The organism is Leptolyngbya sp. O-77, assembly GCF_001548395.1.
Classification (GTDB): Bacteria; Cyanobacteriota; Cyanobacteriia; order Elainellales; family Elainellaceae; genus Thermoleptolyngbya.
On sequence record NZ_AP017367.1, the window covers coordinates 4,116,738 to 4,129,152 of the forward strand.

Sequence of the window (12,415 nt, forward strand, 5' to 3'; positions counted from 1 at the left end):
ATCAAACTCAGGGTTTGTTCTATGGAGCAAGCCGTAGCCCCTACACCAGCGAATTCGCCGACTTCCAGTTCCCCTGCCCCGCCCATCATGCCCGACAATGGCTCCGCTTCGAGTGCAAACCCGGCGCTCTCGGCATCCCCCGCTGGCGAGTTGCCAGCTCCACCTCCGGTGGATACGCCCAATGCCCCGCCGCATGAGCAAAGCGCGATCGCCACTCCGGGCAAAGAAGGCTGGGTGGCACTAAGCAATCTCCGGCCGCTGATGATGCCCAACCCCACGCTGACCGACGCCCAGCGCGGGGTCTGCAATCCTGCTTCGACTACCCCACCTGCAACTCCAACGCCTGCGACCCCAACGCCCGATTTGCCCGCTCCACCCCCAGCCCTGCCGCCTGTGGGGCCTGCAACGCCCCCCAGCGCCCCACCCGGCGCATCTCCCCGTGGCGTTGGTTAGCGTCTGAGCTTTAGCCTCCTAAGATTGGGACAGATTCAGGCTCTATTGAGCCTCTAAAGATCTAGCCCTCTGAAGACAAAGAGGAAAAACCCGGTGAATTACTCGATAGACTGGATAAGCGTCGGCAGTGTGACGATCGATCATGCAGGATAGCAATGACTGAATGGGGCTCGCATAGTGTTAGAGGCGCAGAAGACTGAAACAGGTCTGGGAATACTATATTCGAGAGATTCGAGAGTACTTGTTCGAGGTCTGAGTTTCGCTTCAGGCTTCAGCCCATTCACAGTTCACGTTCACACGCACAGTGCTGGGTTGGGTGCATTTCGATTTCGAGCCATGAATTTTGTTGAATTAGCCGTTTAAACTCCCGGTTTCATGCTTTCGTCTGATCATCCCTGCCTGCGGCTTGCGATTCGCCGCCTTACCGCTGCTGACGCAGACCACTATGCGATTTGGGTGCTACAGGCCCCATCGCAGGCAGGCTATGTGCATCACGACCGAGCTTGGCCAGCAGAGCTAACCGAACTTTGGCAAGCATGGCAGTCGATGTTTTCCTTGCGGGATTTGCCCGCAGTTCCCCGGATTCCGGCAGTAGTGTTGCCACCACCCCAGCCCGACGACCCAACACCGGGCTACGCGGGCCGCCTGATGCAGCATTTGGGCGTGAGCCTTTGGCAGTGGTTGTTTGACGGTTCCATCCAAAACAGCCTGGCCCAGAGTCAGGGCATTGCTCAGGGCCAGGGGCGATCGCTCCGACTGCGACTAGAGATTCGTGACCCTGAGCTAATGGCGCTGCCCTGGGAAATCATGCAGCCCCAGCCCGGACGACAGGCGATCGCCCTCAGCCAGCAGCTCTTGTTTAGCCGCACCACCAACGAAGTCGATCCACTGCCGGCCTTGCGCGAAGAAAACTCGCTGCGGATTTTGCTAGTGCAGGGACAGGACGCTGAACCCGATCGCAGCCTCTCTACCAGCGACTTTCGACTCCAGTTGCAGCAAGAGGCCGACGCGCTGACGGCGCTGCTTCAGGACGTGTCTCAGGGAGAAGCGTTTCATCGCTTTGTGCCGCCTGTGCCCTGCGAGGTGACGACGCTGATGCAGCCGACTGCCGCCGAACTCACGTCTCACCTAGAAACCAAGCAGTACAACGTGCTGTTTTACTCTGGCCACGGGATGCCTGGCCCAGACGGCGGAATGCTCTTCTTGCGTCCCGATGCAACGATGAATGGGACGGAACTGGCGCAGGTGCTGACCCGCTGCCGTATCAAGCTGGCCGTGTTCAACGCCTGCTGGGGCGCACAGCCCGAAATGCAGGGCGATCGCCCCATTCCCCGCAGCAGCCTGGCCGAAGTGCTGATTCATCATGGCGTACCGGCGGTGCTGGGGATGCGCGATCGCATTGCCGAACATGAGGCCCACAGCTTTATCCAGCGGTTTGCGCGGGCCTTGGCCGAGCGATCGCCCATTGATGAGGCCGTGGCGATCGCCCGCCAGCATTTGCTCACGCTCTATCGCTTCAACCAGATCGCCTGGACGCTGCCCGTCCTCTACATGCATCCAGAATTTGACGGCGAATTGGTCAAACCGCTGACAGAAGGGGTTACCGAAATTCCCGAAAATCCTTCTAGCTGGGGTGAGGTGCCGTTTCCCTCTGCCTGCCTCCGCGCTGTCGAGCCGCCCCACCAAACTTGGCCCATCTACGGCGGCATGGTGCGGGTTGGCTTTTTGGAAGGCAATGACCTGGTGATTAAATCTCCTGGCGTTTCTCGTCGCCACGCCGAGATTTTCTATCGCGGGTCGGTCGGGGCAGCTAGCGCAGAGCAGGTTTATGTCCTGCGCGACTTTTCTCGCTTTGGCACGTTTCTGCTAGAGCCGCAAGGCCAGTGGCGCAAGGTGCATCAAGAAGAGGTCGCCCTCAAGCCCCACAGCCGCCTCCGATTTGGCACATTTCAGCTAGAGTTTGTGCCCAATGACCTCACCCCGCCCCTGTGATGCTTGGCTTCTGGCTGCGCTTTGGCCGGAGCAGGTACGGTTTTCTGGGTTTATTGTGCTTATATTTGTCTGGATAATACTCTTTCAAAATTTCCACTTTACCCCGTTGCCAAAATTTTCAAATTCCTTATCAGCCAATTACGGAACTGACCCATCCGAGTCTGTAGCTAGTCCTATCGAACCCATTCGATACCTAGTTAACGCAAGTAACCCTAGACAACACTCGTCCGGCGCATTCAGGAGCAAGAACCATGGCAAGCGATTCAACCCGTCCCTGCTTTTCTGCCTTTCGGTCTCAGGCTGAGCTAGAACTCCTCCAGGTCGTATTAGATGATGCGGATGCATCTTATCCCTGGAATCCGGCAGATCCCGCCGCATCTAGCTATTTTGAACAGCTTGAGCAGGAAGTAGCAGCGGGTTGGCCGACTGACATGCTCGATTCCTATGCCCAGTCCCTTTCCACACAGTTTGACCAACTGTGGGCCACGGTGGATTCTGCTCAAGATGGGGCTCAACCCGTGCTGACGACCGCTTCCTTCGGCGGCCTGTTTCAGCGGTTTGCTGACCGGATGCCGCAAGGACTGCTGGAGCGGCTGGTGCAGCAGGCGCAGATGGCGATCGCCTCTTCCAATTCTCTGGCCGATCAACTGGTCGCCAGTGTCCGCGACGTGCTGCCCGAATGGGGCGACGATGACCTGTACGTGCTGGCGCGTCCCTTCGCCTATGCCATGCGCGACCAGGGCGAAACCGACCTGCTAGAGGGAGCGCTGCGCTCCGTGCGCTCCGAAGCCTGGGAAGACCTCTCCAGCATTGAGCAGGCTCGCCTCAGTTTGGCGATCGCCCGCCATATTATTGACCAATCCAAGGCTTGATCCATCCCAAGCGGAGGGTGGGTCGGAGTAGCAGAGCGACGGGGGTAGCCCGCTCCAGCGCCCCAACCCGCAAACTCCTCCTACCCCCGCCGCCTCAGTTGCGTGGCAAAGTTCTCATGGCGCGTGGGCGAGAGTTTGCGGGCTTTGAGAATGGCTGCCATCAGAAACGCATAGGACATGCTGCCGACGATGGCCAGCGCCGACAAATTCAAAATGCCGCAGACGTTCCAGAGCGTGTGCAGCGCAGAAGCCGTCAGGTAGCCCGTTCCTAGAGTCCGCCAGCGGTGGGCCGGCTTCAACATGCTGAGGCCGATGAAATAGCCCAAATAACCGCTATAGGCGATGTGTCCGGCGATCGACCCCAGCACGCGGGCAATTAAAATTTGCAGCCCCGATACTTCCCCCAGCCCGATTCCTCCCTGCATGTTCACGTTCTGAATCACACTGGGCACGTATTGTCCAAGCGTTTCCAGCAGCGTGAAGCCGACGGCCGAAGCAGTGCCCAGCAGGATACCGTCCAGCGGCTCCCACACGCCCAGTCGCTCTCGCCAGGGCGATCGCAGCGCCAGCCCCACCGCGCAGGCCACCAACACTGGAATCGCCTTCAGCAGTTCCTCCATCAGCCCCGCCCCGATAAACATCTGCCCCAGCAGCACCAGCAGGTTGCCAGAAAACTGAGTGGGAATGTCTCCGGGCAGTAGGTCTTGGAACACATAAATAAACAGGTTCAGCACCGGGCTGAGCAGCAGCACCACCATCATCAGCGCCGCCCCCAGCAGCCACCACAAGGGCTTGGGCTTGCCGCAAAACTGATAGACCACGTAATAGGCGGCGATCGCCAGATAGGTCGCCAGCGTGACATTAAACACGGGGGGATTGCCTACTGCAATAAACAGCAGCACCACAAAGCTGATGGTGATGATTCCTGGCACCAGGTAAGCCCGCTGGAGCAGATCGGTTCCAGTGGAAAGAATAGGAAACAACTGGCTGACGGTGATGCCTTCATCGGCAAGCCCTGCATCTTCCGACGGGTCTAGCAAATTGGCCTCTGCCTGCAAATCGCTCGACACGGTGGGAATTAGGCGGGCATCGGTGATCGAAGCATCATCCGCCGACTGAACCGGGCGCAGCTCAAACACAAACTGCGGCCCGCGCTGGCCCAAGGAGAGGCGATCGCCCGCCCGCAGCCGCTCTACCCGATACAGCAGTCGTCCATTCAGGTAAGTCCCGTTCGTACTTTCCAGGTCGCGGAGTTGCCAGCCCACGCGATCGGGCGTGGCTTCGATACAGGCATGAAACCGGGAAACGCCGCTGTAGGCCGCCGAATCGACCACAATTTGGCAGTCTGGATCGCGCCCCAGCCGCACCTCTCGCGTCAGCGGGAGAGGATACACCACATCTGCCTGGGCTGCGCCCGTCGGGGCACATAGCCGCAGATAGGCGACCTGGGGCCCAAAGTCCGTCACTGGTTCGCTCGGGCATCACGCACGGCTGCCAAAAACAGCAGCACCGTTAGAGGAATGCTAAGCGCCAGAATGATGCCCGTGGGCGCTGTCCCCAGTTGGGGCGTTTGGGAGGTTAGCTCAAAGATAGAGCCGATGGCGGCGATCGCCGCAATGCAGGAGCCTGCCAGAAACAGGCCGCTTTTGGGAGTCATCATAGGGCGGAGGGATGGGCGGACGGTTGCAGCAGTCAATCGAAAAAGGACTCAGGCAATAGGCTTCACAGCCTGCACCGAAAAGCCATTCTTGCTTAGCTCTTGGTTCAGCGCCAGGGCGTTGTCCACCCGGTCTACAAACATCACGCCATTCAGGTGATCCATTTCGTGCAAAATGACCCGCGCCAATAGATCATTTGCTACCAGCTTTTGCGGGCGGCCCATCTCGTCTTTGTAAAACACCTCAATCTCTTCTGGGCGCGTCACGTCCAGAAATACACCCGGAATGCTCAGACAGCCCTCCTGAATCACGCAGGTTTTGCTGCTCTGGCGCGTAATGCTGGGGTTGATTAGCACCAGGGGCGGGGTCTTGGGTTCATCCAGGTGAATGTCAATCACAATGAGCTGCTTGTGAACCCCGACTTGGGGAGCCGCCAGCCCAATGCCGTCTTCGCTGTACATGGTTTGCAGCATTTGCCGCGCCAGTTGGCGCACCTCGTCGTCCACTTTGGGAATGCGCTTGGCAGGCTGCCTCAGCACGCGATCGCCCAGGTAGTGTAGCTCCAGCGGCGGCTTCGACAGCTTTTTCTTTTCGACAAAAATAGACGAGGTGGTTTGAGAAGGCATGGCAGAGAATGACGAGGCGGCATCGGCATAAGTTTATCTTTCTCTATATTAGACCCCCTGTGCGAGTCGTTGAACGGCACGGATAACGAGCATGGTTGACAGACGCAAGCTGAATCGACCAGTCAAACCACAGGCACACCACCGTCTGGGTGAACCTCCCTGGGTGATTTTCCCCAAAAGCATTGTTTTGTATCTAAGGACACAGTATTATTTTCTCAGTGAAATTAGTTGGCTAGCACCTATGGGGCGATCGCCTCTTCCCTAAGGGTGATTTGCCAACGGGGTAGTTTTTGCTTTGGTTGGGTTCTTTGCCCATTGCGGGTGCAACCTGCGCCTGTCCAGACGCAACGCTGCCCCTTCACCCACGCTGCATCTTGATTTCATAATCCGTTTTTGATTTCCGAAGGACTGCTGTTTCATGAACATTAAATGGACTGCGCCCAGCGCTGAATCCCTCGCCTCGCTCCAACCCCGCGTCTGGCAAGACTGCGATCGCACCACCCAAAAGGTGCAGTGGCACGTCTATGACCCGATTTCTGGCGAAGCAGCTTCCCTAGAGTCTCAAGCTGACGTGGAAAAATGGCTGGCCCACCGCGCCTACTCATAGCGGAATGCAGAGGTCAGGTTGCGGGACGTAGCGCGTCTTGCGTGAGCGTTTTGCGTGAGCGTCTTGCATCTAGTCCCCTCCCCTGATCTCTGCTGTCCTCAACGCTAGCTACCCGCAACCCGGTTGTTATAAAGGCTCATGGCTTTTTCCGTGCTTTGCTTAAGGCTAAGGGCGATCGCCTCTTCGCACAGCCGCAGCACTTCGTTCAGAACCGCTGTTTCCGATTTAGAAAACTGTCCTAACACATGAGAAACCGTGTCTTGGTCTGCGGGGGCGACGGTTTTGGGCTTGCCAATGCCGATGCGGAGGCGCGGAAAATTCTGCGTGCCCAGGTGCGAAATGGTGGACTTCATGCCGTTGTGTCCGCCTGCGGAACCCGATAGCCGCAGGCGAAGGCGGCCCAGCGGCAGATCCATATCGTCATATACCACCAGCACCGACTCAGGCGAGAGCTTGTACCAATCCACCACCGCACGAATTGACTGCCCCGACAGGTTCATGTAGGTCTGGGGCTTGAGCAGGCGAATCTTGTCGCGGTGCGGGCCAAGGCCTTCCCCAAAAATGCCCTGAAATTTTTTGTGGTCTGCCAGGTCGATCTGCCAAGAGCGGGCTAGCTCGTCCACCAGCATAAATCCGACGTTGTGCCGGGTGCGGTCATACTTAGCGCCCGGATTGCCCAGACCCACAATGAGCTGAGGCGTAGGGGCGATCGCCACATCACGAGACTCCCCCATCGTCTAGCCGGGTTGGGAGGGGCTGGCGGCATCTTCTTCGACGGGCGTGATCACTTCAGCATCCGTCGGCTCCACTGCCTCAGTTGCCGAGAGAACCTTTTGTGCGGGCGGCTCTAGCTTGGCTTCCATCGGTTGGCTGATGGTTTTCTCGATTTGCTCTGCTTCTTTCTTAAACTCTTCCTGAAACTCGCGAGACGCATCCTGAAAGCCCTTGATCGCCTTGCCCAAGCTGCGCCCAATCTCTGGCAGTTTTTTCGGGCCAAAGATCAGCAGTGCCAGAATCATAATTACCGCCATTTCTGGCAGACCAATTCCAAAGATGTTCACAGCCGTTTCTCCTGTCGGTCAGCGCTGGATGCCTTAGATAGCCTGTAGACAGCCTTTAGATAGCCACGTTGCGCCTTTGTATGGCAGCAATCAGACGGCTTCAAACACTTGACTTTCGTCTGACTTTAGAGACTGCCGCAATGTCTACAGATCCTACGAATACTTCCTACAGATACTAAGGATATATGTTCACGCCTTTTAAGAATAGCGCTTCCAGAAAGTGCTGCCTTCTTCCCATAGGCATTCTGAAATGACTGGGCACGGGTCACAATTCACCGATTCTTTGCAAAACCCGTAAATTTTTTAAGGAAATGATTTTCAGGATGCCTTATGTGAAGGAACTACAAAGCTCCGGTTAAGTTTATGGCGGTTTTGGGGGGCGTTGATAGAATCGGAGGGTCTTTTATGACTTTTACGGGTGGTTTTGCTTGGTTCTCTAGCCTACTTGGTTCTCTAGCCTACTTGGTTCTCTAGCCTATGTGATGTCACACCGATCGGACAATCTGCTGGCATATTTTTATCTTCAGAATTTTAAGCTTCCGACTTGTGGGAACATCAGCCTCCGTTAAAGCCCACCATTAACACCCTTAAATTGAGCCATTTCTCATCGCCGTTTTTATTGTCTTTTGGGTTATGCCTTCGCCCATTCGGTTTTCTCGAACCCATCGCTACTCTCGTAGCCGAATACGCTTGCTCCTGCGCCCCAGGGTTTGGCTGTCGGCAGCAGTGCCGGTGCTGGCGCTGGCGTTGGCTTGGGCCTATTGGCAACGTCCTGCGCTGTTGACAGATTGGTTGGGCGATCGCCCGCTAGAACTCGGTGCTGACTCGTCTGGAGACAGTGCCCTGCCGCCGGGTCTCTTTGAGTCAAACTCAACGGGGCAAGGTCGATCCCTGGGCGATCGCGCTCAAATCGACATTGACAACCTGCCCGTGCTGGGAGCGCGTCGATTTCCAACGGGAGCGCCTCTAGTGCTAGAGGAGCCGCTCGTTTCTCCCAGCAGCCTGCCCGATGCGCTCAAGTCGCCGAGCCAAGCAGGTTCCTCCTCTAGTCTGCCTGCATCGTCGGCGATCGCCCCCACAGACCTTCTGTTGCTGAACCCTGCCCCCACAGCCAGCCGCTCGTCCAGCGGTTCAGCCAAGCCAGACCCAATCCTGAACACAATCACTGTTGCGCCCACGACCAGTCCTATTACGGCCAGTCCTATATTGCCTAGTCCGGCGATCGCCCCTGCTGGCACAGTAGGTACAGTGGGTACAGTGAGCAGCCCTATTCCCGGCTCTACACCATCGCAGCCAGTTCTCCCCGTTAGCCCGCTGGAATCGGCGCTCCAGCGCCAGGCAGGCTCCAGCAGCCCACCTTCTACGGTCGAGCCGTCTCCAGCAGGTTCATCTGGCACTCTCCCCAGAGTTCCCAGCGCAGTTCCCAGCGGTTCTGTCCTGCAACCTATTCCTGGAGAACCCGCCCAACCTCTGAGCCAACCCTCCCTCACTCCTGCCTTTTCTACGCCCACGCTACCGGGCCCCTATCTGCCCCGCACCTCGCCGCCACCGGGCAGCACGGGCTACCTGCCGCCATTAGGGGTTCAGCCCCTGCCGACGGGCACATTGGGTCAACCGATGGGTGCGCCTGCGTCCCTTCCGTCCGGTTTGCCCATGCCTGATTCCTCCATTTCAGGCTCAGGGATTTCAGGGGCGGGCGCAGCAGGCTTCCCAGGCGGCAACTCTGCGGTTTCGCCACAACCCCAGTTTGACGGGCGCGACTTCTACACGGCTCCCACGCAGTCTGCTCAGCCCACCACGATTGAGGCGGCTCCGTTCTCGGCTCCGCCTCGTCCCCGAAATGGCGAATTCAACACGTTCTCGAATCCGTAAGCGCCGGTTTTAGCAGTGTTCTGCAAGGCTTCCAGATTATCGACGCTGTTTAACCTTATCTATCAAGATCTATCAAGCAGCTTAGAAATGGCGTGCAGCAAACGGACAGCGACACACCATTTCGCTGCATCAGTCGGCAGTCCCTAGCAAAGCAGTCATGAAAACACGCTCATGAATGCTGTTAGAAATGACGGATAATCGCATCGGCAAACTCAGAACACTTTAGCGGTTCGACAGGTGGCTCCATCAGTCGGGCCAGGTCGTAAGTGACTTCGCCGGCCGAAATCGCGCCGCCGATGCCTTGCTTAATCAGGTCGGCCGCTTCCTGCCAGCCCATATACTCCAGCATCATTACGCCGGAGAGGATGACGGAGCCGGGGTTGATGCGGTCTAGCCCTGCGTGCTTGGGCGCAGTGCCGTGGGTCGCCTCGAAGATGGCAGCAGAGTCGCCAATGTTTGCGCCGGGGCCCATGCCCAGCCCGCCAACGACAGCCGCTGCCGCGTCAGAGAGATAGTCGCCGTTCAGGTTCATCGTCGCCAGGATGGAATATTCATCGGGGCGCGTCTGGATTTGCTGAAAGATGCTGTCGGCGATGCGGTCGTTGACCATAATTTTGTCTTTCCACTGGCCGCTGCCGTGGGTGTCCCAGATGGCATCGAGGACGGATTGTACCTCGTCGCAGATTTGCGCTTTTTTCTCCGCCGTCAGCGCGTCATAGCCCGGATCGATCATGCGGGCGTTGTCTTCGATGCTGAGGTCGGGATTTTTCTCCTTATTGCCCAAAATCCAGGATTCGCGTTCTGTAATGCACTCGGCCCGAAACTCGCTGGTCGCCAGTTCATAGCCCCAGTCGCGGAATGCGCCTTCGGTGTATTTCATGATGTTGCCCTTGTGAACCAGCGTCACCATCTGCTTATTTTTGGGCAGGCGCAGGGCGTGGCGAATAGCGCGGCGCACGAGTCGCTGGGAACCCGTTTTGCTGATGGGTTTGATGCCAATGCCCGAATCCAGGGGGATGCGTTTTTTGCCGTGTTCGGGAGTGGCGGGAATCAGGTCTTCATTGAGGATCTTGATAAGGCGATCGCCCCCTTCACTGCCCTGTTTCCACTCAATGCCGAGATAGATATCTTCGGTATTCTCCCGATAGATAACCACATCTAGCTTTTCGGGCGTTTTGTGGGGCGAGGGTGTTCCTGCGTAATATTTGCAGGGGCGAATGCAGGCATACAGGTCAAAAATTTGCCGCAGGGCGACGTTTAGCGAACGAATACCGCCGCCGACGGGTGTCGTCAGCGGGCCCTTGATGGCCACGCCATAGTCTCGAATCGCCGTCAGCGTGTCTTCTGGCAGGTATTGATACGTGCCGTAGAGTTCGCAAGCTTCGTCGCCTGCATACACCTTGAACCAGACGATCTGGCGCTGCCCGCTATAGGCTTTTGCCACGGCCGCATCAAACACCTTCTGAGCCGCGGGCCAAATGTCTACGCCTGTGCCGTCGCCTCGGATGAAGGGAATGATAGGGTTGTCGGGTACGGTTGGTTCGCCGTTTTCAAAGGTGATGCGTGAACCCTCGGTTGGGGGAATAATTTTTTCATACATAGTATCGTTGGCGACTCCTAGGTGATAAATCGACGATTCTTGGATAGTTTAGTAGAGGAAAGAAGAGCCAGAACGCTCAGATGTGAGCAGCTTTGGGATGAGTTTCTCCAAAGTCTCCTTGGGAGAGTGCTTCCTTGAGGCAGCGTGCCAGTTTTTTTGAGCCAGGGGCATGATATCTCAAACTTGCAATTGCTCAATTTCTCAAAGATGAATCGGTGGAACTGTTCATCTGAGACAATCAACGATGGGGCAACCGCAAAAAAGCAAAAAAATCCTAAAGATGAGGAGGTTTTTGGAGCTGTCTTTGGGCGATGTCGCTGTTTTGTCAGATTTATCTGATAATTTTGCTGAATGCTCCCTGGTTTGAAAAAACTTAGAGAGCTGAGTTGCATGAACTTTTTGCCTAAGGTTTACTCCGTTGGACGGGATTGCCTAGGAAGGATCCGCAGGTTGGTTCGGCGGCTGGGGAGTGCGATCGCCCCTGTCCCCATGCAAATGGCAGCCGCTATGATCGCTCGATAGATTTTGGATATAAATCTGGATATAAATCTCTCAATACACGTAGATCTCCGCAAAAGATACGCAAAAGGAACTTGTGATGCTGTTGGCAGGGTTGGAACTGGGTAGATGACATGAAACGCATTTTGATCGTAGATGACGACGTAACGTTGCGGACAGCGCTCACCCGATACCTGCAAAATCAGGGCTACTTGGTGCAGGAAGCCCGTTCTGGGCTGGAAGGGTTGACCTTGTTTGAGCAGCATCCGCCCGATCTGGTGGTGTCGGATGTGCTAATGCCAGAAATGGACGGGCTAGAGTTTTGCCGCCGCTTGCGGGCCAGCCGCACGGGTCAACTTGTTCCTTTTATCTTTCTCTCTAGCCGCAAGGAAGTGGACGACCGGGTGCAGGGTCACCAGATGGGCGCAGACGACTATCTGGCAAAACCCTTTGAGCCGAAGGAGCTAGTCGCAAAGATTGAGGCGCAACTGGAGCGATCGCGCCGGATTCACTCCGAAATTGTGCGGCTGATGCAGCAGTCGGTCAGTGTTAGCGCTGCGGGGGGCGATCGCCCTGCCACGCCGACCCCCCTTCCCCTCACGCCAGCGGAGGAAAAGGTGTTTGCCGAAGTGATCCAGGGCTATACCAACAAGCAAATTGGCGAGCGCCTCTTTGTCAGCCCGCGCACGGTGCAAACTCATCTCAGCAATATTCTCAGCAAGCTGGAGCTAGAAAACCGTTCGCAGCTCATCCGCTATGCCTACGAGCGGGGGTATCAGCCGCCGGAGTCCGCAGAAGAGTGATGGAGTTAGTCCTGAGAGCCATCCTGCAAAGCCAGTTGCTCTATCGCCTCATTCCTGAATCACGTCTTGCTCACAGCCGTAACACGATTTGACGGGCGATCGCCCATTGCAGCATTCGCCTGGGAGTACTGGCTTTGCGGAAAAATCTTGGGGTCGGAGGGAAGCGTCCCAGTAGGAGTCGCCCAATCCCTTTGAGGCGGGCCTTGAGGCGAATCCCAAAATAGCGCGATCGCCAGAGGTGTCCGGTTCTCGCGTAGAGGGGGCGAAAGGCCAGGGGGCCCGCCAGCACATCGGCGCGGTGGATGCCGCTGATACCGTGCTGGCGATGCTCTGGGTTGGGGGGATACCGCCGTGTTTCGCCGTAGTTGCGAAA

General features: G+C 57.0%; 13 protein-coding genes. 6 read left to right on the plus strand and 7 right to left on the minus strand.

Translation table 11 applies throughout. The features are described 5' to 3' along the window. Positions 1-21 precede the first annotated feature (21 nt). The 3 genes from O77CONTIG1_RS17450 (at position 22) to O77CONTIG1_RS17460 (ending at position 3,317) form a co-directional block, all read left to right on the plus strand. Positions 22-453, plus strand: coding sequence for a hypothetical protein (locus O77CONTIG1_RS17450; RefSeq protein WP_156435420.1), 432 nt, complete (start codon positions 22-24; stop codon positions 451-453). A 375-nt stretch (positions 454-828) separates the two neighbouring features. Continuing rightward, on the plus strand, positions 829-2,445 hold the full coding sequence (locus tag O77CONTIG1_RS17455; protein ID WP_068513124.1) for a CHAT domain-containing protein: 1,617 nt from the start codon (positions 829-831) through the stop codon (positions 2,443-2,445). A 251-nt stretch (positions 2,446-2,696) separates the two neighbouring features. Further along, positions 2,697-3,317 (plus strand): hypothetical protein, encoded by a 621-nt coding sequence (locus tag O77CONTIG1_RS17460; protein ID WP_068513129.1) that lies wholly within the window; start codon positions 2,697-2,699, stop codon positions 3,315-3,317. Positions 3,318-3,397: 80 nt separating this feature from the next. On the opposite strand, the gene O77CONTIG1_RS17465 is transcribed toward O77CONTIG1_RS17460, so the two are convergent. Genes O77CONTIG1_RS17465 through def form a run of 3 tightly spaced genes read right to left on the minus strand, consistent with a single transcriptional unit; the run spans position 3,398 to position 5,601 of the window. Beyond that, a complete protein-coding gene (locus tag O77CONTIG1_RS17465; protein ID WP_068513133.1) occupies positions 3,398-4,783 on the minus strand; it encodes a PrsW family glutamic-type intramembrane protease in 1,386 nt (461 codons plus the stop codon). Further along, a complete protein-coding gene (locus O77CONTIG1_RS17470; protein WP_410503471.1) occupies positions 4,780-4,977 on the minus strand; it encodes a hypothetical protein in 198 nt (65 codons plus the stop codon). The genes O77CONTIG1_RS17465 and O77CONTIG1_RS17470 overlap by 4 nt, the downstream gene beginning before the upstream one ends. A gap of 48 nt (positions 4,978-5,025) precedes the next feature. Then, entirely contained in the window at positions 5,026-5,601 is a 576-nt protein-coding gene (def, locus tag O77CONTIG1_RS17475; RefSeq protein WP_068513137.1) for a peptide deformylase, read from the minus strand. A gap of 418 nt (positions 5,602-6,019) precedes the next feature. Here def and O77CONTIG1_RS17480 point away from each other — a divergent pair, with 418 nt between their 5' ends. After that, positions 6,020-6,208 (plus strand): hypothetical protein, encoded by a 189-nt coding sequence (locus tag O77CONTIG1_RS17480; protein ID WP_068513140.1) that lies wholly within the window; start codon positions 6,020-6,022, stop codon positions 6,206-6,208. 104 nt (positions 6,209-6,312) lie between these two features. Here the strand turns inward: O77CONTIG1_RS17480 and pth are convergent, their stop codons facing one another. Next, the gene (gene pth, locus O77CONTIG1_RS17485; RefSeq protein ID WP_068513145.1) at positions 6,313-6,942 is read right to left on the minus strand and encodes an aminoacyl-tRNA hydrolase; all 630 of its coding nucleotides are present in this window, start codon (positions 6,940-6,942) and stop codon (positions 6,313-6,315) included. 3 nt (positions 6,943-6,945) lie between these two features. After that, on the minus strand, positions 6,946-7,269 hold the full coding sequence (locus tag O77CONTIG1_RS17490; RefSeq protein WP_068513148.1) for a TatA/E family twin arginine-targeting protein translocase: 324 nt from the start codon (positions 7,267-7,269) through the stop codon (positions 6,946-6,948). A gap of 633 nt (positions 7,270-7,902) precedes the next feature. Here O77CONTIG1_RS17490 and O77CONTIG1_RS17495 point away from each other — a divergent pair. Further along, positions 7,903-9,141 (plus strand): hypothetical protein, encoded by a 1,239-nt coding sequence (locus O77CONTIG1_RS17495; protein WP_156435422.1) that lies wholly within the window; start codon positions 7,903-7,905, stop codon positions 9,139-9,141. Positions 9,142-9,322: 181 nt separating this feature from the next. On the opposite strand, the gene O77CONTIG1_RS17500 is transcribed toward O77CONTIG1_RS17495, so the two are convergent. Then, on the minus strand, positions 9,323-10,741 hold the full coding sequence (locus tag O77CONTIG1_RS17500) for an NADP-dependent isocitrate dehydrogenase (protein WP_068513154.1): 1,419 nt from the start codon (positions 10,739-10,741) through the stop codon (positions 9,323-9,325). 632 nt (positions 10,742-11,373) lie between these two features. On the opposite strand from O77CONTIG1_RS17500, the gene O77CONTIG1_RS17505 reads away from it, so the two are divergent. Beyond that, positions 11,374-12,042: a response regulator transcription factor gene (locus O77CONTIG1_RS17505; protein WP_068513157.1), complete on the plus strand. Its 669-nt coding sequence runs from the start codon at positions 11,374-11,376 to the stop codon at positions 12,040-12,042. Positions 12,043-12,112: 70 nt separating this feature from the next. On the opposite strand, the gene O77CONTIG1_RS24810 is transcribed toward O77CONTIG1_RS17505, so the two are convergent. Then, the gene (locus O77CONTIG1_RS24810) at positions 12,113-12,331 is read right to left on the minus strand and encodes a hypothetical protein (RefSeq protein ID WP_156435424.1); all 219 of its coding nucleotides are present in this window, start codon (positions 12,329-12,331) and stop codon (positions 12,113-12,115) included. Between the last annotated feature and the right edge of the window lie 84 nt (positions 12,332-12,415).

Coding starts and splice junctions, on each gene's coding strand:
- pth (WP_068513145.1), bottom strand. CDS start 6,942: ATGGGGGAGTCTCGTGATGTGGCGATCGCCCCTACGCCTCAGCTCATT.
- O77CONTIG1_RS17500 (WP_068513154.1), bottom strand. CDS start 10,741: ATGTATGAAAAAATTATTCCCCCAACCGAGGGTTCACGCATCACCTTT.
- def (WP_068513137.1), bottom strand. CDS start 5,601: ATGCCTTCTCAAACCACCTCGTCTATTTTTGTCGAAAAGAAAAAGCTG.
- O77CONTIG1_RS17505 (WP_068513157.1), top strand. CDS start 11,374: ATGAAACGCATTTTGATCGTAGATGACGACGTAACGTTGCGGACAGCG.
- O77CONTIG1_RS17470 (WP_410503471.1), bottom strand. CDS start 4,977: ATGATGACTCCCAAAAGCGGCCTGTTTCTGGCAGGCTCCTGCATTGCG.
- O77CONTIG1_RS17495 (WP_156435422.1), top strand. CDS start 7,903: ATGCCTTCGCCCATTCGGTTTTCTCGAACCCATCGCTACTCTCGTAGC.
- O77CONTIG1_RS17480 (WP_068513140.1), top strand. CDS start 6,020: ATGAACATTAAATGGACTGCGCCCAGCGCTGAATCCCTCGCCTCGCTC.
- O77CONTIG1_RS17460 (WP_068513129.1), top strand. CDS start 2,697: ATGGCAAGCGATTCAACCCGTCCCTGCTTTTCTGCCTTTCGGTCTCAG.
- O77CONTIG1_RS17455 (WP_068513124.1), top strand. CDS start 829: ATGCTTTCGTCTGATCATCCCTGCCTGCGGCTTGCGATTCGCCGCCTT.
- O77CONTIG1_RS17450 (WP_156435420.1), top strand. CDS start 22: ATGGAGCAAGCCGTAGCCCCTACACCAGCGAATTCGCCGACTTCCAGT.